Source organism: Rahnella sp. PAMC25617 (assembly GCF_050606005.1).
Taxonomy (GTDB): Bacteria; Pseudomonadota; Gammaproteobacteria; order Enterobacterales; family Enterobacteriaceae; genus Rahnella; species Rahnella variigena.
On the sequence record NZ_JBOCUM010000014.1, the window covers coordinates 341,045 to 362,137 of the forward strand.

Annotated in this window: 10 protein-coding genes; 3 read left to right on the forward strand and 7 right to left on the reverse strand. The window is 54.5% G+C overall.

Translation table 11 applies throughout. From position 1 onward, the window contains the following. Positions 1-31 precede the first annotated feature (31 nt). A complete protein-coding gene (locus tag ACM615_RS18760) occupies positions 32-622 on the forward strand; it encodes a hypothetical protein (protein ID WP_431012324.1) in 591 nt (196 codons plus the stop codon). A 140-nt stretch (positions 623-762) separates the two neighbouring features. Here ACM615_RS18760 and ACM615_RS18765 read toward each other — a convergent pair whose 3' ends face one another. The 5 genes from ACM615_RS18765 to ACM615_RS18785 all read right to left on the reverse strand — a co-directional run bounded on the left by ACM615_RS18765 (position 763) and on the right by ACM615_RS18785 (position 6,517). Continuing rightward, on the reverse strand, positions 763-1,437 hold the full coding sequence (locus ACM615_RS18765) for a hypothetical protein (RefSeq protein ID WP_197754177.1): 675 nt from the start codon (positions 1,435-1,437) through the stop codon (positions 763-765). A gap of 204 nt (positions 1,438-1,641) precedes the next feature. Beyond that, positions 1,642-2,916: an iron uptake transporter deferrochelatase/peroxidase subunit gene (gene efeB / locus ACM615_RS18770; RefSeq protein ID WP_431012325.1), complete on the reverse strand. Its 1,275-nt coding sequence runs from the start codon at positions 2,914-2,916 to the stop codon at positions 1,642-1,644. 3 nt (positions 2,917-2,919) lie between these two features. Beyond that, complete coding sequence (efeO, locus tag ACM615_RS18775) at positions 2,920-4,143, reverse strand: iron uptake system protein EfeO (RefSeq protein ID WP_431012326.1); 1,224 nt, start codon at positions 4,141-4,143, stop codon at positions 2,920-2,922. Positions 4,144-4,150: 7 nt separating this feature from the next. Beyond that, complete coding sequence (gene efeU, locus ACM615_RS18780; protein WP_431012327.1) at positions 4,151-5,779, reverse strand: iron uptake transporter permease EfeU; 1,629 nt, start codon at positions 5,777-5,779, stop codon at positions 4,151-4,153. A 168-nt stretch (positions 5,780-5,947) separates the two neighbouring features. Then, positions 5,948-6,517, reverse strand: coding sequence for a DedA family protein (locus tag ACM615_RS18785; RefSeq protein WP_129639963.1), 570 nt, complete (start codon positions 6,515-6,517; stop codon positions 5,948-5,950). Between the two features lie 258 nt (positions 6,518-6,775). Here ACM615_RS18785 and yahO point away from each other — a divergent pair, with 258 nt between their 5' ends. Next, positions 6,776-7,054, forward strand: a complete 279-nt coding sequence (gene yahO, locus ACM615_RS18790; RefSeq protein WP_129639962.1) for a DUF1471 family periplasmic protein YahO — start codon at positions 6,776-6,778, stop codon at positions 7,052-7,054. A gap of 137 nt (positions 7,055-7,191) precedes the next feature. On the opposite strand, the gene ACM615_RS18795 is transcribed toward yahO, so the two are convergent. After that, positions 7,192-16,821 carry an autotransporter-associated beta strand repeat-containing protein gene (locus tag ACM615_RS18795; protein WP_431012328.1) on the reverse strand — a complete coding sequence of 3,210 codons (9,630 nt, stop codon included), beginning with the start codon at positions 16,819-16,821 and terminating at the stop codon, positions 7,192-7,194. A 263-nt stretch (positions 16,822-17,084) separates the two neighbouring features. Between ACM615_RS18795 and ACM615_RS18800 the strand changes: the two genes are divergently transcribed. Continuing rightward, entirely contained in the window at positions 17,085-18,872 is a 1,788-nt protein-coding gene (locus ACM615_RS18800; protein ID WP_431012329.1) for a cation:proton antiporter, read from the forward strand. A 57-nt stretch (positions 18,873-18,929) separates the two neighbouring features. Here ACM615_RS18800 and ACM615_RS18805 read toward each other — a convergent pair whose 3' ends face one another. Continuing rightward, a complete protein-coding gene (locus ACM615_RS18805; RefSeq protein ID WP_431012330.1) occupies positions 18,930-20,981 on the reverse strand; it encodes an FUSC family protein in 2,052 nt (683 codons plus the stop codon). Between the last annotated feature and the right edge of the window lie 112 nt (positions 20,982-21,093).

Consider the following 21,093-nt stretch of genomic DNA (forward strand, 5'->3'; position numbering starts at 1 on the left):
GCGATTTTGTACTGTACTGGTTTTATTAAGCATGGCTTATTTCATTATAGGTGGTTTGTTTGCGTATTTAAATAAATTGGAACTACCAATTTATTTAAATGGGATGGCTACTGTTGGTTTTGTAATGACTATTGTTTGCATCTATTCATTGTCTAAGCCTGCTATTACACAGTCAGATTTAGAACAACTTGAAGCCACTTCATTAGAGTCCATAACTAAGACTATTAGTGAGTTAAAATCCCTAAAAACGAATAAAAACTCAACTCAAGAAGAAATCTTAGATCTTGAGAAAAAAAGAAAGGAAATGGAGCTTTTAGTAAAGAAAGCCAGTATGGCATTGTTTTTCCGTGAGCAACTTAACTACCATGAAAGACGTATACTTTCAGAAATAAAGGGAAGTGAAACCCTCAACCATAGTTTGTCAGAGATAAAAGAAATAAAAGGCAAGCTTAAGGCATTGGATGAAGAAATCGCATGTGATCCCGAAGTTGAGTTTCTGCGTTCAATTCTTTTGGAAGCAAGCAGGCGAACGCCAACACTCGATGAGCTAACAGAGGGTATGCCATTTATATTTAGAATTATGGCTCGCTCAACACAGTTAATTCTGGGGAAGAAGATATAAAAACCTGTTACATACATTTATATCACAATTGCTCATAGTTTCATCTCGAGCAATTGTGGATAAAAATCATTCATAATCAATTAGTTGCTTAGCGCGGGTATCTTGAGCCTTACACTCTGCTAACCAGATAAATTCCTAACTCATCGGTCATTTTTTAGTACACCCCAGTCAAGATGATTATTCGGCGTTAGAATTTTTGATGGCTCAACATAATCGGCATCAATCCCCTCATCACCAATTCCAGTACGGCAAAATTCAATCCCCATCGAGTTGCATATTATATTCATGGCTTCAAATAATGCCAAAGGCATTCTATGCCCTGCTATTACTCGTCGAACTGGATTATCTAAGTAAAACCACTCATTCGTTTGCAAAATTCTAACTTCCTGTTCGTAATCCCATTCTCGATATTTAGAGGATAAAACTTGGTTAGCAAGTTCATCAGGACTATAAGCATTGGGCATTGCTAAATTTGCAAATACACCTCTATATTCAATTTGTTTAATGCTGTGATGATTGTCTGGGATTTCAATTTCGATAGCGCAACCATCAAACCCCCCAGCATAGTGAGCCCAAAGTAAATGAGACTCATATGTAGCTGAAAGGGAACAAACCTTAAGTCGTTTCTTTTCTTCTATTATCTGCTGAATTTCCTTTTTATAGTCGTAACCATCAGATGTTTGATGAGAGAAAACAAACATCCCTTCCATTGGATCATTCAACATTTTCCAGTCAGAGCAAAAAAGCCTACGATTAAAAATTATATCTAGGGTAAATGCTATTTGAGAAGCCGACCTAAATTTATATGCTCTCATGATTTTTTGATTCCTTATCTAATACTAATAACTGAGATAGGTGGGGAATTTAAAAAACAGTAGATGATATCATATAGACTGACATTTTTTGTTGTGTATTAGATAATGTTAGCAATGCCCGCTTCTGGCACAAACCGGCCCCTCAGAGTGCAACACCGGTTTTACGCTGCCCTCAACCCATGCAGCGTAAAACCTTTTCCACCGTCACACCTCAAACATCTCCGCCCCGATATAAGAGCCCTCTTTCGGTGCCGGTGGCACGAAGAAGATCCCTGAACCGATATGCGAGATGTATTCATTCAGCGCGTCCGATGCACCGAGTTTTGTCTGCAAGGCTTCGAACTGCGCCGGGTCTTTCTGATAGCTGATGAACAACAATCCGGCATCAAGTTGCGCCATATTATTCAGCCCGTCGGTGTAATTATAAGAACGGCGCAGGATTTTAATCCCGCCGTTGTTTTCATGTGCCGCCAGACTGATATGCGCGGTTGCCGGAATAACTAAGTTGCCGTCGGCATCTTTTTGGGTGAAGTGCGGGGTATCAAACTCTTTGGTGCCGGTCAGCGGCGCACCCGAAACTTTATGGCGTCCGAACACGTTATTCTGGTCACTGACCCGGTCTGTATCCCAGCTTTCAATGTGAATTTTGATTTTCCGCACCACCTGATAACTGCCCTGCTGCTGCCACGCCGGACCGCCATCGTTGATCCAGACATACTTATCAAAATCTGCTTTCTCGGTGATGTTACGGGTGCCGTCTTTAAAACCGAACAGATTACGCGGCGTGGACTGGCCTTTACCGGCAGATGCTCGGCCAAAGCCCATCACCGTCCAGCGGGTCGCCGCCGCGCCGGTGCTTTTGGCGATACGCACTAAATCGCGGATGGCATGATACGCCACCTGTGGATCGTCGGCACAAGCCTGCAACGAGAGATCGCCACCGGTCAGTTCCGGCTGCATATCATCACTAGGCAGCTTCATCAGCTCGCGCATGAGGGGTGGTTTTTGTTTCGCCAGCCCGAAGGTGTCGGTGAACACGCGCGGGCCTAGTCCGACGGTAACGGTCAGTGACGCCGGACCGAGATCCATCGCCTCTCCGGTGTCCATTCCCACGCCGCTGTCACGCGCCGGTTCCACCTGACCGATAATGCCGCCTTTCATTAACTGCGCAATCGCCGATGACCAGCGTGCCAGCAAGACCTGTAAATCCTGACGGCTGGTGGTGGTCAGATCGAAAGTCATGTACATAATATGGCGCTGCGGCGGCGTGGTGATGCCGACCTGCCCGCCGTCACCATAGAACGGATACTGACGCGACAGGTCGATTCTGTCTTCAGGATCCTGTGCCGCCACCGCCTGACCGTGCGCGTGGGCAACGGTCGGGATCGCCAGGGCGCTGGCACCGGCTACCGCGCCTTTCAGTACATCACGGCGGGAAAACTTACCGGCCTCCCTGGCCGGTTCGCGTTGTTCACTCATTCATCAGGCTCCCTTATTAGCCGCCACTTTCTCACCGATTTTAGACAGGGGTTCCTGCAACGCCTGAATAGCACGGCTCAGCTTCGCAGCATCAGAGGCTTTGAGTTCAGCAGTGTAATATTTGTATCCGCCAGGGACGCTGGCATCACGGTAGGTTTCCAGCAGCGTATGAACAGCTGCGAATTGCGCGGCGACCTGCTTCGTGAGCGCCGGATCGATTTTTTCCAGGCCCGGTTGCAGGAAGGCAAACGCCTGTTGTGCGCCTTCGACGTTACCGGCGAAATCCACCAGATCAAAGTGGCTGAACGCTTCTTCTTCACCGTTGATTTTTGTGTTCTGCACTTCTTCCAGCAGGTCTGCTGCGCCGTTGGCCAGATCTTCCGGTTTATACGTCAGGGCTTTGGTCAGCGTATCGAGTTGTGCGACGTTCTTCTGCAATTCAGCCGCCAGCTGTTTGGTTTCAGGGGTAATTTTTCCCTGACCGAACAGGTCACGCTCGATGGCGTGGAAACCGTGCCAGCCCGCCTTCGGATCGAGATTTGAAGCACGCATGTCGATCAGGTAATCGAGGTTGCCGGCGTTATCCGTCGCCTTAAAGCCCGGCAGAATAAAACCGTCCACGTCTGATTCGATACGCTCATAGAACGGACGCGCTTTGGCGTAATCCGCTTTGGCCGTCGCCAGGTCGCCAGCATCGATGTCGGCTTTCAGGCGGTTAACCGCCACCACCATCGCATCCACCACGCCATTGACGTAGGTGGCGTAATCTTTGGTGCCCTGCGCCAGAATGGTTGCGGTGCTGCCCGCCGGTTGCGCGGCGCTTTTACCGGTCACGGTGAAATCCGTCATCTCATGTTCTGCGCCCGGACAGTAAATCTGATATTTGCCGCCATCCAGCGTCAGGGTGAATTTGACCGCCGGAAGCCCCGGCGCCAGGTTCTCTTTTTCGCCCAGAATCCGGTTGTTGCTCAGCAGTTCCAGTTCGGTAATGGCCGTCGCGGTTTTATTGACCACGTTAAATGTCACCGGACCGGCTTTTGCCGAAGTATGTTCCACCACACAGGTGCCGCCCTTGTCGCCGGTCATGGTGATATTCACCTGCGAAACGCCATTCGTCACCGGTGCCTGTGAGGCACTGGCTGGCGCATCAAGCGAAAACATCAACATTGCGGTCAGGCCCGCGGCGGTCATCAGCGATTCTTTTTTCTTAAAATTCTTCTTACGCATGAATTACTTATCCTTTATTTTTTGGCAAATGTTTGTGTGGTTGGGAACCGAATGACAGGTCATATTCCCGGCTGACAGATAACCGTTCATGACGGAATTGCAGTAAAACCCGCAGTGCAGATACAGCAAAAATCAGGGCCAGCACCGCCAGCAAAGCAGGCAGCATGTAAGCCCGGAAACGATAAGTGTCCTGATAAGTTTGTCTTTGTTGCAGAGCATCAGAAACGTGCTGCTGATACGCGTTGCTCACCTGCCAGTTGCAGGCAGAAACATCGGCAGTGGGTGTGCGCACCGTGACCGTGCGCGGCGATTGCAGGCCGCTGCCCGAAAGCGTGATGACTTCTTCCGCCTGCCCGCTGGCGTCGAGTAACCTGTCACCGGCAGCAGACGCCTGAACGTTGCAATGCACCGTCCACTGCGCCTGATAAGGCCCCGGATGCATGGCCGGATTCAGCCCGATGGGAATACGGTTACCGTAAAGCGCCACCACCTGATCCAGCGAGACGACATCCGGCGCACCGGCGGGCGTCAGCGACGTTTTGGTGTTCCATTCACGCGTCGGTAATCCTGCGCGTTCACCCGTTGTGGCTTTTTCCACAGGCAGCGCTATCTGCGTTATCTTCCCGGCGGCGGATTGCAGGCTGAGCTGATAGCCGTTACCGGCGGTGACCAGAAGTTGCACCTGACCGGCAGGCGTTTGCTGCGCGTCGCTGACCAGCGGCGCGTTGTCCGGCAATTGCAGGGTAAACGGGGGATAAAACAGAAACAGCCCCAGCGCGGCGAGCGCCATCACACCGGCGAAAGCCAGAGAAAGACGCGCTGCTTTTTCCGGTGCCGGACGACGATGTGCTGGCCAGTAAACCCTCACCGAAACTATGCCGATATACAGCAGCCACGCCACAGTCTGGATCTGATTTGGATCGGGAGGAATGCCCAGCACGCCGGTGAACAGTGCGGAACGGATAGTGCCCGGCGGCACCAGCCACGAGAGATCCGCGATACGCTGCTGGCCGATATTCAGCCAGCCCGCCTCGTGTGCGGTTTGCAGTGAAGTGATGATCAGTCCGCCTGCCACGAGGATCAGGAACAGACCGGTATAGCGGAAGAAACGCGATAAGTTGATGCGGATACCGCCAAAATATATTCCGCAGCCGATGATCACCGCTACGATAAGGCCGATCACTGCGCCGGCCGCGGCCCACATCGCGGACTGCGCCACCGAGAACGTCGCCAGCAGAAATACGCTGGTTTCAAAACCTTCTTTCAGCACCGCCAGAAACGCCATACTGGCCAGCGCCCAGGCGCTGGACTGGCTGATGGCCTCGGCGGCGTCGCTTTCCAGCTCTTTTTTCATATTGTGAGCGTGGGTATTCATCCACATGATCATACCGGTGACAAAGAACACCGCGATCGCGCCGATAACCGATTCCATCCCTTCCTGACTGGCCTGCGGCAAAGCGCGCTCTGTCACTTCCAGCGCAATACCGACTATCACGGAGAGCACCAGCGCCAGCACGACGCCCACCCACATTGCAAAAAGACTTTTGCCGTTTTTACGTAAAAAGGCCGCAATAATGCCGACAATCAGTGCGGCTTCAAGACCCTCACGCAGACCGATAATAAAGGTGGCTAACAAAGGTGACTCCAGCAACAAGAAGCATTATCAAATTATTAATGATAATTGATATCAGTTGGCGCTATAGCTGGAAAGGACTGGAGTATGTGGATTTGCAACAGATTGCGTGAGAAATGTAAATTTGCTGAAAAACTGGGGTGAATTGTAAGCAGACGAAAATCAACGCGTTTATTGTTTTGATTTCAGCCAGTTCACGATCACTCCGCCCGCCACAATCAGCAGGATGAAAGAGGCGTAAAGGAGCCAGTTATTCACTTCGGCAAGGATATCGCCGAACAACCAGCCAATGGCCAGCAGAAACAAGGTCTTGGGAATGGCCGCAATAATGTTATAGAACAGAAAAGGCACCAGCGGCATACGCGCCATGCCCGCAGCGGTCAGCACCAGCGCGCCAGCGGAATGCGTCAGTTTACCCAGCACCAGCAATCGTCCGGCTTTGCGTTCAAAACTGCTCACCACTTTTTCCAGCCGTTCCTGCGTCAGGCCGAGACGGATAAGCCAGCGCGGTGGTTTGCCGTCCGCGCCAATCACCCAGCGCCCCAGCGAGTAAAAAAGCAGATCCCCGAACACTTCCACGGCCATGACCACAGCAAAAATCCCGGTTAAGCTTAAATAACCGAGACGTGCAAAATAACCGGCGATGACCGTCACTACCGGCCCTTCCAGAATAGCCAGCGGCGTCATAATCAGCAGCCCGTGCGCTCTGATCAATGCTTCAAGAGATTCAAGTGAAAACATACTTTCCTTATTAATCTGACTGCTGGCGGGCAATGACTGACACCGTACCAAATCAGGTAGCATAAAAAGCCAAAAAACGCACTTATCGCTAAATATTTTATTTCAGCCTTGAAATTATTAACTTCCTTGCCTATTACTTAATATTAGCGATAAATCGTTGTTTTACAGCAAGGTTTGTCGCCAACAGGGTATTTATAAATTCGCTTATGGCAAGTACATTTTCTTCCCTTAACGGGCATTCTGACATTTGAGGCATACATGAAAAAAATTAGCGTCGTTATCGCAGTGGCTCTGGCCGGCTTGATTTCTTCCAGCGCTTTTTCTGCTCAGTTGATGAAAAAGGCCGACTTCGAAAAAGTAGAATCTCAGTACACCAAAATCGGTACGGTCAGCACCTCGAATAAAACGTCTCAGTCTGGCGCGCTGGAAGATCTGTCCAAAAAGGCAGATAAAAAAGGCGGTGATGTTATCGTATTAACCTCAGGCAACACCAAAAACAAAATTCACGGCAATGCTGACGTCTATAAGAAAAAATGAGTAAGAAAAAATAAGTCTGCCGCTGCGCAGTAACTTTAAGCATTAAACAAAAAGCCCGTTTTGATACGGGCTTTTTGTTGGGCTTTTTTTCGTCCCCTCAACGCAATATAAAATCAAAGGGCATCCTTGCCCTGCCATCAGAAGCGGATTTTTATCCCGACCGTGCCGCTCACGTCATTGGAAATTTGACTTTTCGAGCCGCCGTTCTGGTAGCTTTTACCCACTTCGGTATACGCCTGCACTTCACTGGTCGCCGCCCACGTTGCACCGAGCGCCACTTCCGTACTGCTGTAACGCTGATCGGACGTCAGTGACGTTTCACCGGCGTTGTTGCTGGTATTCACGTAGGTGGTGGTGTCGCTGCCGTCTGACAATTCCTGCCACAAGTTAACCCGCACATACGGCTTCACTGTGCCGTGTTCGGTGTCGTATTGCGTTGTCAGACGCACGCCGAGACGGCCAATTACCGCATCGTCCGCACTGACTGAGGCACGGGTTTTGGCATCGCCCGGAATGATCACGCTGTCGAAATCACTGTGCTGCCAGATAAGCTGCGCCTGCGGTTCCAGCGCCCAGCTGCTGTCGCCCAACTGATACGGTTTACCCACTTCGACCGATGCTATATAGGTATTGCCGTCGGGACTCAGCGAATCGTGACTGCCCGGCATGGTGAGATCAATGCTGTGATTGCCGTACTGCAACACGTTATCGACGTAGAAACCGTTGTCCGCCGTCCAGGTGGCGTACCCGCCCAGATAGAACGCAGTATCCGAAGTGTAACCCGCCGGACCATAACCGCCGGAATTCGCGCCCTGATAGTTGGTATCGATATCCAGCACCGTGGTGTAAACCCCTGCCCGCCAGCTCTGATCCTGATACAAATCGACACCAGCCTGCATACCGTTCATCCGCGAATCCGACTGGGTAGACGTCGCATCGTTAAGACTCTGATGGGTGGACTGCGCGATATAACGCGCCCAGAAACGTCCCTCCTGATCTTCCGGCGTGTTGGCGTTATACGGTTTTTCGTCGCCGACGCGCTGATGAAGTGTGCCAAGCACCGCGAGGTCTGCCTGACGGGCCATACTTGCCAGACCGTCAAACACCGGCACTTCAGGACGATAACTCGCCCGCAGGAACCAGTCTTCGCCCGCGCCCTGTGCGTTAGCGGCAAACAGACGGTACTGGAATGCGCCCGCATCGAGATGATCGGCACCCAGCGTGAAGGCATCTTTGGTGGTCTGCGCGGTGGTGGTCGCGCCGTTCAGCGCTTCAACCACGGTAATACCGTCACCGGTGGTCTGCTCCCCGAGCTGGCTGACGTCGATATCCAGACGCGTCACGCCGGTCGCCGACCCGCCGTTGATCACCAGACGGTCAGCCACACCCGGACTATGCTGCTGCGCGGCAATATTCAGCACACCGTTCATGCCGACATAATTGCCGTTAACGGTGAGCGTAGATCCCACATCGCCGCCACGCAGGTTAATGGTGCCCTGGTTAATGACAGAACCGACCGTCTGGCTGGTGCCGCCGGTATCGAGCAACGCACCGGCGCTGACAATATGGTCGGATTTGGCGCTCAGGGTATTGGTGCCGTTCGCCTTCAGAGTGCCGCTTTGCACCAGCGTAATACCGGAATAGGTATTGCTGCCACCCAGCACCGTTGTGCCGGATCCCTGCTGCCAGACCTGACCGGTGCCGGAAATATTGCCCGGCAGCGTCAGCAGATTGGATCGGTTAATCTGCAAGATGGCGTTATCGACGATATTGCCGACGATGCTGCCCTGTTCGCCGCCGTTACCCAACTGAAGGTTCCCCCCGCTGAGGGTGGTCACGCCGGTATAGGTGTTGTCGCTGTTCAGCGTTAAGGTGCCGCTGCCGGTTTTAGTCAGCGCGCCGTCGCCGCTGAGAACACCGTTCATCGCCACATTATTGCCGTTGGTGTCCACCGTGCCGCCACCGCTTTGCAGGTTCACTGCGCGGCCGGTATCAAAGGCGCTGCCGTAACGCAGCGTACCGCCGTTGAAGGCAAGACCCGTGCCGGATTGCCCGAGGTTATTATCGGCGGAAACCTGCAACGTACCGGCGCTGATTTGCGTGCCGCCGCTGTAGTTGTTCGCGCCATTGAGAATTAAGGTACCGGCGTCGGTTTTGTCGATGCCGCCGCTGCCCGCGATTTGTGAATTGATGGTCGCCACATACTTAGCGCCTTCCGTGGTGCCGTCGCCGACGCGGATTTGCGTGTCCGCCGTGCTGGTGGTGATCACGCCATCGTTAATCACATAGCCGTCGGTGGCAAACTGTGCGCCGCTGATCGTCACTGCACCAAGGCTGTTATCCACCGTGACATTGCCTTTCTCGCCGCCAAAGACTGCGAACGAGTTATCGCTAAACGGCGCGTTGAAACGCCCGTCCGGATTGGTGACATCCGTTGACCAGTTGTCATTGCCGGAACTGTTCTGCCAGGTTCCGTCGCCGCCGTTGATCTGGCTGTCGTTTTTGTTGGCACTGTCCGCACCGTCCCAGAACCGCAGGATAACGCCGGTGCGGTTCACCAGATTGACCTGATTCGCCACCGACGTCTGCACATACATGTCATCTGCCGCCGCCGGAGCCGTACCTATATCCAGTGTATTGTTGGTCAGCGCGCCGGTGTAATTGATGACGCGATAAATACCGACATCAAATGTCCCGCCCGGCGTCTGGGTGATATTCAGTTTGCCGTTCAGATTCAGGTCACCGTTGACGTTTATCAGGTCATTGAGACTGCCGCCTGGGGTGAAGGCCTGCCCGAACTGGAAATCAAGTTGCGAGTCCTGGTTCAGCACCAGCCCGCCAGTGGTCAGCACGCCGACACTGTTGAGATCAGCCCCCGCCGCCAGATGGCCGTTATCTGCCACGGTGACATTGCCGCCCAGCGTGCCGTTACCGCCCAATGTGGCACCTGATGCCACGCTGACTGCGCCGGTCGCGGCCTGCTGATTGCCATTGACCAGCAGAACACCCTGCTGCACAGCGGTCGCACCGGTGTAATTGTTGTCGCCGGTCAGCGTCAGAGTACCGGTGCCGGTTTTGGCAAGGCTGCCGTTAACGCCGCTGATAATGCCGCTGATGCTGTCATTGAGATTCAGCGCCCCTTCAATCAGTTGCGCCGCACCCAGCACCACATTCCCCGCACCGGAAAGCGAACCGACTGAGGTACTGTCGCTGACGTCCGCGATATTCACCACGCCACCCGCGTTGTTAGCGATAGTGCTGCCCGCCGCCGTTGCCTGACCGGCAAAGGTTACCAGCCCGCTGTTGTCGATGGTTGAACTGCCGCCGTCTGCCTGACCGCTGAGGTTCATTTGCGTGCCGGAGGCCAGCGTAAACTGCCCGTTGCCGCCATTCGCATTATCGTTCAGCCGGACTGCCGCCCCGTTGGTGGCATTGATTATGCTGTCTGCTGCCGACGCGGTGTCATTGAAAGTGAGAATGCCGCTGTCGAGCGCGAAGCTGTGGGTTTCGGCGTTCGCATCGTTATTGAAATTGACGGTGCCTTGCTGGTTAACGGTGATCAGGCTGTTTGCCGTGCCGAACACGCCGGTGGTATTGGCATCGACAGCGACGGTGGTTGCGCCGTTAGTGCCGGTAACGGTGGTCGGCCCCTGATACGTATTCGCCTGATTCAGTTCCAGCAAGCTGTTAGCTGTGGCGGCAGAATCCAGCACCGTCAGCTGTCCCAGCCCGCCGATCACGCTGGTTGGCGTAAAGGTGTGACCGTACAAATCGAACTGACCACCACCAAGACGACTGAGGAAAATCAACCGGTCAGTGGTGAAGTTATCGCCAATCTGTAGCGTCGAGTTGTTGTTTATCAGTATCGATGTGCCCGCTATCCCGAGGTTCTGGTCGGAGGAAACATTCAACGTACCGCCGAAGATTTCAGTCCCACCGGCGTAACCGTTATTACCGGTCAGGATCAGCCTGCCCGGATCAGATTTAAACAGTTTCAGAACCTGACTGCCCGGCCCGGCGGTCACGAGATTGGCGTTGATGGTAGCCGTATCTGCGGCACCGGCACCGCCCGCGCCAACGCGGATGATGAAGTACGCATCCGCCGCCGTTTCGCCCTGATCCCGGTAAGCCGAAACCGGTGTGAGGTTTGTGGAACGGAACATCGTCAGAGGGTCACCGTTAAGGACGTAGCCGTCGCTGTCGAACTGCATCCCGGCGGTGAGCACCGGGTTAAACGCATTACTGACCGTCACCGTGCCCGCCGTGCCCTGGAATACCGCGAAGGATGCCTGGCTCCACGGGTCGTTACCAAAGCCGGTAGACGTGGTCCAGTTGTTGGTGTCGCCCAGCGAACGAGACTGCCAGACGCCGTTGCCGCCATCGACCTGATTGTTACCCGAGGTGCCGTCGCCGTGGTTGGTGCCAAGCAGATCGCCGTCCCAGAATTGCAGCGTAGAGTTTGACTGCGGCGCACTCAACACCAGGTTGACCTGAGTCGGGATTGACGTCTGCACGCCATACGTACTGTCGCTGCCCGGTGGCAGTGTCGTGACTTCCAGACCGTTATTCGTCAGCGTGCCGCCATAGCTATAAAGGCGATACAGCCCCGGCAGGAAGCTGCCGCCGTCGGAAACCGTAACATTCAGTTGTCCGTCCAGCGTCAGGTTTTGGGCAACATTCACGAAGTCATTCAGCGCACCGCCTGCGGTGGTGAACTGCCCCAGCTCGAATTTATTATTGGTGGTCGGTGAAAGATTCAGACTGCCGTTGATATTCAGCGTACCCGCGCCGCCGTCACCCGGTGAAAGCGTGCTGTCCGCGCCGAACGTCACGTCGCCGCCAATCGTGCCGGTCCCGCCGAGCGTTGCGCCGCTGGCCACCGTGGTTGCGCCGGATGCGTCGCGCTGATCACCGTTGACCAGCAACGTGCCGCCGTTGACCTGCGTCACGCCCTGATAAGTATTCGCGCCACTTAACCGCGTGGTGCCGCTGCCGGTCTGATAAAACGCACCGGTTCCGCTGATCACACCGCCCAGATTAACAGTATCGGACTGATTAATATTCAGCACGCCGTTATCAGTAATGTTGGTCAGCTCAGACAATGCGCCCGGTGCACCGCCGTTGCCAAGTTGCAGCGTGCCGCCGCTGTCAATCAGCGTATTCCCGGTGTAGGTATTTTCACCGGTCAGAATAGTCGTGCCGCCGCCTGCGCGTTCCAGTCCGCCGGTGCCGCTGATAATACCGGAATAGGTTTGCGTGGCGGAAAGGCCGTTAAACACCAGCAGACTGTCCGCGCCGTCGGTGCTGACGTTGTAATTATTGATGCTGGAAAGCGTGGTATCCGTGACGTTGTCACCACTGCGCAGTGTGCCGCCGCCGGTGACCTGAATCAGCGGCGTGCCGGAAAGTTGCAGATTATCCACCACCTGCACGTCCGCGTCGGTGCCGGTCACCGTCAGCGTGCTCCAGCCGGTACCAATATTAGTCACCGGCAACGCATCGGCCGCCAGCGAGCCAATCTGCGCTGAACCCGCGCCCGCATGAGTATTGGTGAACGTCAGCGTGCTGTTGCTGCCGCCTTCGCTGAGAATATGAGAAGTGGTCGTCAGATCGACATCGCCGATACTGGCGCGGTCGTTACCGTCTGCACCGGTGAAATCCACCGCACCATCAAGCGTGCCGCTGTTCCAGGTAAACGTATCCGCGCCCGAGCCCAGATTAATCAGCCCGGTGGTCGCCTGCGTGCCGGAAAGCGTGACGTTGTCACTGCCACTACCGGTCAGCAACGCCGTTGCGGTATTGCTGGCCGCACTGAGCGTGCCCTGATTGGTGACGCTATTGCTGGCCGTGCCGCTGGCGTCAATCACTACAGAGTTCGGGCTGGCGTCGGTAATCGTTCCGGTATTAAGAATGGTGCGGTTCGCCGCCGTCCCGTTGATGCGGATTAAGGCCAGCGGGTTGATCGCACCGGTGGCATTGATCGTGCCGTTGTTGGTGAACGCGCCCGCATTGGTGGCAAGGACCGAAGTGTTGGTGTTGCTGCTGGTCTGGATGTTGCCGTTGTTAGTGACGGCGCTGGCATCCACCGCCGATATCGCCGCGCCGCCGGTCGCGCCCATGGTGATATCGGCACCGGAGGTCACGCTACCGTTGGTTTTCGCCAGAATACCGTTACCGTTCGCGCCGGTCACATCAATGGTATAACCGGTGCCGATAGTCAGATTACCGGTGGTATTGCTGCCGTCGGCCTGTTCAAACGCAAAGCCTGCACCGCTGCCGGACACGTTCAGCTGGTTGCCGGAACCCTCGGCATCGAAGGTCACGGCGGTACGGATTGCCGGGCCGTCAGCGGCATTGATAGTGACGCCGGTCAGGTTAATGTTCGAGGTATCGGCGTTGTTGTTGATGCCCGCGCCGGTGCCGCTGATATCAATTTGCGTATTGCTTGCCGTCAGCGAAGAAGAGCCGACGTCCATCAGGATACCGTCCGCCCCGTTGCTGGCCGTAATATGGTTATTCGTGCCGCTGATCGCCAGCGACGCGCCATCGCCCACCAGTTGCACCGCCGCCAGACCGCCATTGGCCGTTACGTTACCGAGTTGCGTGACCTGCGCGCCTGCGCCCTGAACTTTCACCCCCACATTATTACTGCCAGCCGCACCTGTCACCGTAATATCACGCAGATTGTTCAGCGTCCCTTTATCCTGAATGTACACGCCGATATTGTTAGTACCGCTTACGTTGATGGGCGCGTTGTTTTTGGCTATCCCGCCATCGTGGAGGTAAACCCCGATATTGTTATTACCCGCAAGATCAGTGCCATCACTTTCGATATCCACATTACCCAGCCACGAAATATCGTAGGCTTTAATGCCGCTTTGGCTGGCGGTAGTGCCGATATCCACTTTTGAAAGCACGTTCGTTGCCAGCGCATCCGCACCGTCGCCTTTGGTGCCGTCAATGGCATAGTTGCGACCATCCACCACCACGGCGGTGGCGTCGTTATGTTCCAGCAAAATGCCGCCGTTATTGATAGTGCCGGTCGCGCCGCCCGTTATTTTTACCCCGACCGCATTTTCGCCGCCGACATGAATGGTCGCCTGACCGGTATCGAGCGTGGTCAGCGAATCATCGCCACCGCCCGGCTGACCGTCTGCGCCGGTATCGAGACCATTAGCAAATACACCGGTTGAACCGGTACCGGTCACTGTTAGCAGATACGGACCGGCATTACCGGAATCACCGTCAAACTGCGCGCCGTGGTCGATAGCAAACAGGATAGACCCCGCCTGTTCATTGTCTTTGATGATGGCGCTGCCCAGATTGATTTTGGCATTCTCGCCATAGGCGTAATAACCAATCTGATTGGTGTTAGCGAAATTCAGGAGCGCATTAGTGCCTACGTTGATGGTCGTCTGTCCGCGCGCATGCACACCAATCGCCCCGGCAGATAGCAGGTTTATCGCCGAATCAACCGTAGCCGTCGCCTGATTGCCGTTCAGCCCTTCGGCGTAAACGGCATAGTTACGGTAGGTATACGGGTTATTGTCGCTGCCGCCATTATCGCCTGCCGCCCCGACAGTAATCGTTCCTGCACTGGAGGAATTCACGGTGGCGGTTGCCGTTCTGGCCAGCAGGTTGATCGCCACGTTATTTTCACCAAACACGCGGATAATGCCGGTATTGGTGACGTTGGTGGTGTCGGTAGCGGATAAGCCATAGTTCTGAGCCGCCGAACCGTTTGCCAAAATTTGCCCGAGCACGTTAATAGTGCCGGTGTTCAGTACCGCGCCTGTGCCGCCATTAACCAGCATGCCGACCGCATTTCGCGTCAGTGTACCCAGCGTGATGGTGCCGTCGTTGGTCACATTGCCGGTGCTGCTGGTGCGGATACCGGCGGACTGCACCGCACCGCCGACCATAGTGGTCGCGGAAGGCGCTGCGCTGGCGGTCACCGGATCCGTCCCGACATAAATATTGCCAGAAGTGGTGTTAGTAAACGTCGCCGCGCCGGAGATATCTGCACCGTAGCCGCTCGCGCGCCCGTCAGTGTTATGTGTATTACCTGTCACCGCAATGCTGCCGCTGTTGGTGGCGGTGGTGGTGCCTTGCGCCTGCATACCGGTTGCGCCATCGGTGGTGCCATCGGTCAGCGCAACGTTGATATAACCGGTGTTAGACAGTTGACTCGCGCCCAGCCCCTGCATGGCGATGCTGCCCTGATTACTGACATTCTGGTTGGTGCCGTCTTTTTCGAGGAACAGTCCGGCGTTTAACGTGCCGTTGTTAATCGCGGTGGCGTCGGTCGCCATCATCCCGACGCCCGCCGGGCTTGAGCCGTTGCTGCGCCAGATATTGATGTTACCGTCGTTGGTCAGTATCGCGCCGTTGTCGCCACGCATTACCGCCGTTGCGCCATCCACCGCCAGACTGCCGGTGCTGGTGACCGTGCCGGTGGCATCCGCACCGGTGGCATAAATCACGTTCAGGCTGCCGGTTCCCAGCGTGGCGTTATTGGTGTGGGCAAGCATGTCAGACCACACGTGATAGGTCAGATCCACACGGTTCTGCTGCTCGGCACTGAGTAAACTTTGAATGATGGCGTTATAGGTATTTTGCGCGATGACCGGCGAATCAATCACCGCTCCGCCGTTTTGTGGCGGTAGCGTCACTCCGCCGGTCAGCCAAAGCTGAACCTGACTGTTTTCCCGGCTGGTCCCCAGCAGGAAATCGTTCACGGCAGCAATATCTGCCGCCGAGTTAATGGTGAAAGTTCTGGAACCTGCCTGTATAACCCTTCCGGCTACCAGCACATAGTTCGGTAAAGTAATCGAATCGTTATATTGCGAGCTGACCGCTGTTTCATTTTGCAGGTCACCGGAAATCACCGCTGCCGGTGCGAAATGTACGTAGTTATCAGACTGCCAGTTCACAGCGCTGGCAGCACCGGCACTGCCATCCGCTTTAGCCAGCGTGGAGTTTTTCGCCAGCAGTTCGAGGGTGTTCGCCGCAGCGGCTATCGGCGTGGTGCCGCTGGTGTCTGCGCCGATATTAATATTGGCGGTGCCACCGGTGGAAGCCACGCTGGCGATACCGAAATTATTGTAAATATGGAACGAATTCGGGTCGTACACGTTCAGCGGTAAATCACCGACCAGTGAAGTGCCGGGCGCGGAAAACGTTGTGGAATCATACACTTTTATGACGGCATAACTGCCATCCAGCCCCGGCACGACAACGTTCAGCTCCTGATCTTGCTGCGGAACCGCCTGACTGGTCGAATAGCTGAAGGTATCGATATTGGCGGAGGTGATCGGCGTGACCAGATTATTAGAATCCGTCGCCTGTATAACGGTGATGCGCCCCGGATCCGCATCGGCACCGGTGCTGTCAATCAGCCCGTTGCGCACCAGCAACTGCGTGGCGCTGCCATTGGTTCCTGCGGCAATCGTCGGGATCGGTCCCAGAATATTGAGCGTCGTTCCGGCGGCATAATGCGTGGCAGTGGCGGTATCGCCATCAAGGGTGAAAGCAAAACCCGTTTCCCGCAAAACATCATAATTAGTCAGTGGCGGGAAATTATAGGTCGGATAAACATCTGCCCAGTTCACATCATCCGCCAGAGCGGGCGCTGCCGTCAGGGCCAGTGCCAGAGTCGCCGCTAATTTTGTGCGTCCTGCTCCTTTGCGATGCCCTTTGGTTGTTTCAGGCGCGGCAACCCACGCAGACCTGATTTCACTCCACACCAGACGATAGATCTTATTCATCAGTCAGTTCCATCAAGAGAATTTTATAAGGCGACCGTTGTGGTCAGGCGCAACGTAAACAAGTTGAACAAGAGAGAGCAAAAGGGAGCGAGGTAATATTTCCTTACCTCAAACTTAATTTTAAATATTCTGAAATTTCACTTACGAATTCCTAACATAAAGGTAAGCTACACTTACAAAAACACAACTTTTTACTGATGAAATAGTGACTTCGCGTTCATTGCGCCTGAACGCCATATTTAAAATGAATAAAGGGAAAAATTATGCTGTTATCCGCCCCGCTGATGCTGGTCATCATTGGTCTGGGATCCTTGCTGGCGCAGTGGCTGGCGTGGTTATTAAAAATCCCGGCCATCCTGCCTTTACTGTTACTGGGCGTCGTACTTGGTCCGGTGACGCATCTCATCCAGCCTGATGCCCTGTTTGGCAATTTGCTGTTTCCGCTGGTGTCAATTTCGGTTGCTATCATTTTGTTTGAAGGCGCGCTGACGCTGCGTGTGGACGAAGTGCGCGGGCTGGGCGGCGTGGTGCGTAATCTCGTCACCATCGGGATGCTGGTGACGTTCGCGGTGATCAGCCTCGCCTGCTGGTGGCTGCTTGGTTTTGAGCCGGAACTGGCCGCACTGGTCGGCGCGGTAACCGTGGTGACCGGCCCGACGGTGATTGCGCCGTTAATGCGCGTGGTGCGTCCGAATGCAGCCATTAATCAGGTGCTACGCTGGGAAGGGATTGTGATTGACCCGGTGGGCGCGATTTTCACCCTGCTGGTGTTTGAATTTATTACCCTGCGTGAACACGCCGAATCCCTGACGCACCTTATCTGGACGCTGGGCGAAACCGCTGCCGCCGGGCTGATACTGGGTTCAGTTTTTGGTTACATGCTGGGCGTCGCACTGCGCCGTGTGTGGATCCCCGCTTATCTGCAAAACCTCGGCGTACTGGCGGTCATGCTGACCGCGTTCGGGCTTTCCAACGCCCTTGCCGATGAATCCGGTATGCTGACCGTCACCGTCATGGGCATCTGGCTGGCGAATATGCGCGATGTCGATACCACTGACATTCTGGCCTTTAAAGAAGAACTTTCGGCGATCCTGATTTCTGCGTTGTTTATTATTCTGGCGGCGCGGCTGGATATTCATGCTCTGGTGGAAATGGGCTGGCCACTGATTGGCCTGCTGCTGGTGGTGCAGTTTATCGCCCGCCCGCTGTGTATTGCTGTCTCGACGTGGCGTTCTTCCCTGCACTGGCGTGACCGTCTGCTGCTGTGCTGGATTTCACCCCGCGGCATCGTGGCGGCGGCGGTCAGCTCGCTGTTTGCCCTGACGCTGCAGCGGATGAATTATCCGCAGGCCGACAAACTGGTGACCGTGGTCTTTGCCATTATCATCGGCACCGTGGTGCTGCAAAGCCTGACCAGCCGGGCGATTGCCCGTGCGCTGCGGGTACAGCAGAAAACGCCGCGCGGCGTGCTGATCGTCGGTGCGAACAGCGTGGCACGGATGCTGGCGAAAGTGCTGATGAAGCAGGATATTCCGGTGCGCCTCACCGACAGCAGCTGGGAATATTACCGGCAGGCGCGGATGGACGGCATTCCGGCCTATTACGGTAATGCGTGGTCAGAACATGCAGAAAACTTTCTCGATCTGAGCGGCGTATCGCAGGTATTGGCGCTTTCACCTAACCGTCATCAGAATGCGCTGGCGGTGTATCATTTCGGCCATATTTTCGGCCGGGAAAAGGTGTTTGCCGTGCGCTCCGGGCCCGCGCTGAAAGGTGCCCGCTCGCAGGAAAACAGTCGTTTTCAGCGTCATGAAGTGCTGTTCAACAGCGACGCGACCTACTCGAAGCTCAGCTCTTTGCTGGCGAAAGGTGCGGTGATCAAAGCCACGCAGCTGAATGCAAGTTTTGGCTGGATAGATTACCTGGAGAAAAACAGCGGCGTGCTGCCTCTGTTTGCGGTGCGGGAAAACGACACGCTGGTGGTGCTCAGGGACGGCAATACCCCGCCGGTGCCCTGCACGCTGATTGCACTGGTACAAAACGAAGCATAAAAACCCGCGCCGCTGGTTCATCTTAAGGAGCAGCGGCGCGGGCAGTTTCGGTACGGGTTACGCCAGTTCCGGCCAGCGTGCGGTCGGGTACAGCGCCATACGGATGTTGAACAGATGGAACAGCGGCGTGAACAGTTCGATGTCCGCACGACATAACGCTTCAAGCCTGAGCAGCGCCTGATTCAGCGCACTGAGCAACGAATCCGGCGGTCCGATGTAGATATTTTTCAGCCGCATTTTGATGTAATTATTAATCTCATACATCAGCACTTCCGTTTCAACGTTATGATTTTTCAATACGTCCTGATGCCGGGCATAAAAATCATAGCAATTCACGCCCAGCCAGATTTCAGTGATCAGATTCCCGCCCAGCGCCACTTTAGGTGACGGATCCGCTTTGTTGCGCGGCAAAATAATGTTCACTTTATCCAGCATACTGGCGACGTATTGCTGCCGCCCGCGCAGCGAAGACGCATTGATTTTGATTTCGCTGGTGAACTGTAATAGCTCTTTGATGCCTTTGCGCAGCGCACGTTTGGCCGTCCATGAAGGCCGCTTGTTACGGATAAGCGCGGTGGTCAGCAGCGCAATCATTATCCCGACAATCGTCGAAATGGCCGCATTCACAATCACCAGCACGTCAGGTTTAAAATCATGCCCCATGCCGATAAAGCCTGGGATCTGCGTGGCGATAATCAGGCCGATAAAATTGGTCGAAGGATTAGCAATGACCAGCCCAAGCGCCAGCAAACCGGGTGCCAGACAGATAATCAGCGACTCAAAGGTGATCGCCATCGGGATAAAGATCACCGCGTAAATTACGCTGATGACGATGGCGATCAGCACCCCTTTCAGAAAGACTTTCATCGAGGCAATCGGGCTGTCGAGCGAGGCAAAGAACGAACAGATAACCGCTGCCATCATCGGTGCAGATGCCCCGTCGCGCCAGCCGGTGCCTATCCAGAACAGGCAGCCAATCATGGTGGCGGTGAAAGCGCAAAACGCCGAAAGCAGGATCATCCCTTCATCGATATGCTTTCTGAGCCCCAGTTTTATTTTGCTGCGCTTTTTTTCTTTACTGAACTGCGTTACCCGCTCGGTTACGCCGTAATACGATTCAGTGATGTGAACAAAGTTTTGCAAACGCTCAAGCAGGCCGGTGAACAGCAGCCCTTCTTCCGGTGTCATTTCACCACTTTCATAAAGATTTTTGATGCGGGCCTGCGAGGCACGGATTTCTGCCTGAATACCTTTCGCGTTGCCGCTGAGTTCGGCGCTGTTCAGCCACAGCAGGAACTGGCTAAACGTCTCTGAGACAAAATCAGGAAACGGGATTTGCTGTTCGGCCAGCAGATTCAGACGCTTTTCGATGGCCGTCAGCGTGGGGATCAGATACGACAAATGCTGATACTGTGCCATCACCAGACGGATCAGCCTGCGGGCGGAATCCCCTTCAAACACGCAGTGCGTAATCAGCGTTTCCACGCTAAGCGGATAGTTAGCCATCTGCACCAGAATATGTTCCCGCTCCGGCAGGGGATCTTTAGCGGTGACGGTCAGCAATTCATTGCACAGCTTTTTGGCACTTTCGTACCAGTTGTTGACGCTGTTCTCCAGCAAATTGCGCATGCGCACCGGAAACACCAGCATGTGGATCAGCGTACTGCACACAATCGCCACGGTGATTTCTTCGACACGCGAAATCACCGTATAAGTGATCGACATCGGGGTATCGACGTCGGCAAATCCCATGATCGCCGCGCTGTAGCCCGCCAGCATAAAAACGTAGCCTTTGGGCGTGCGGTCATGCAGCGAAAGATACAGGCAAAACGCCACCCACAGCGACACGCTCAGGCTGAACAGCACCGGATCGGTGACCGTAAACGGATAGACCAGAAAGATAAAAACGCCGCCCAGCACGGTGCCGAGAAAGCGGTACGTGGCTTTGGAAAGGGTTGACGCAGAATAAAGCTGTGAGATGACGTACACCGACACCATCGACCAGGCCGGTTTATCGAGATTGAGTTCAAGGGCTATATATAAGGCTAAAAATGCCGCAATACAGGTTTTGACTGAGAACAAGAGCGCATTTTTTGTTAACCATTTCATCGTTAAATCAACAGCTCAGCGTGTTTCAAAACATCATTTTATACGCTGCCAATTCTTGCACCAGATTCAAGATTGTAACAAAACATACCTGACTATTAATCACCACTGATAA

Bases quoted from the DNA above. Each gene is read 5' to 3' on its own strand.
- ACM615_RS18800 (WP_431012329.1), top strand. From the start codon at position 17,085: ATGCTGTTATCCGCCCCGCTGATGCTGGTCATCATTGGTCTGGGATCC.
- ACM615_RS18785 (WP_129639963.1), bottom strand. From the start codon at position 6,517: ATGTTTTCACTTGAATCTCTTGAAGCATTGATCAGAGCGCACGGGCTG.
- ACM615_RS18795 (WP_431012328.1), bottom strand. From the start codon at position 16,821: ATGAATAAGATCTATCGTCTGGTGTGGAGTGAAATCAGGTCTGCGTGG.
- efeB (WP_431012325.1), bottom strand. From the start codon at position 2,916: ATGAGTGAACAACGCGAACCGGCCAGGGAGGCCGGTAAGTTTTCCCGC.
- ACM615_RS18760 (WP_431012324.1), top strand. From the start codon at position 32: ATGGCTTATTTCATTATAGGTGGTTTGTTTGCGTATTTAAATAAATTG.
- efeO (WP_431012326.1), bottom strand. From the start codon at position 4,143: ATGCGTAAGAAGAATTTTAAGAAAAAAGAATCGCTGATGACCGCCGCG.
- yahO (WP_129639962.1), top strand. From the start codon at position 6,776: ATGAAAAAAATTAGCGTCGTTATCGCAGTGGCTCTGGCCGGCTTGATT.
- ACM615_RS18765 (WP_197754177.1), bottom strand. From the start codon at position 1,437: ATGAGAGCATATAAATTTAGGTCGGCTTCTCAAATAGCATTTACCCTA.
- ACM615_RS18805 (WP_431012330.1), bottom strand. From the start codon at position 20,981: ATGAAATGGTTAACAAAAAATGCGCTCTTGTTCTCAGTCAAAACCTGT.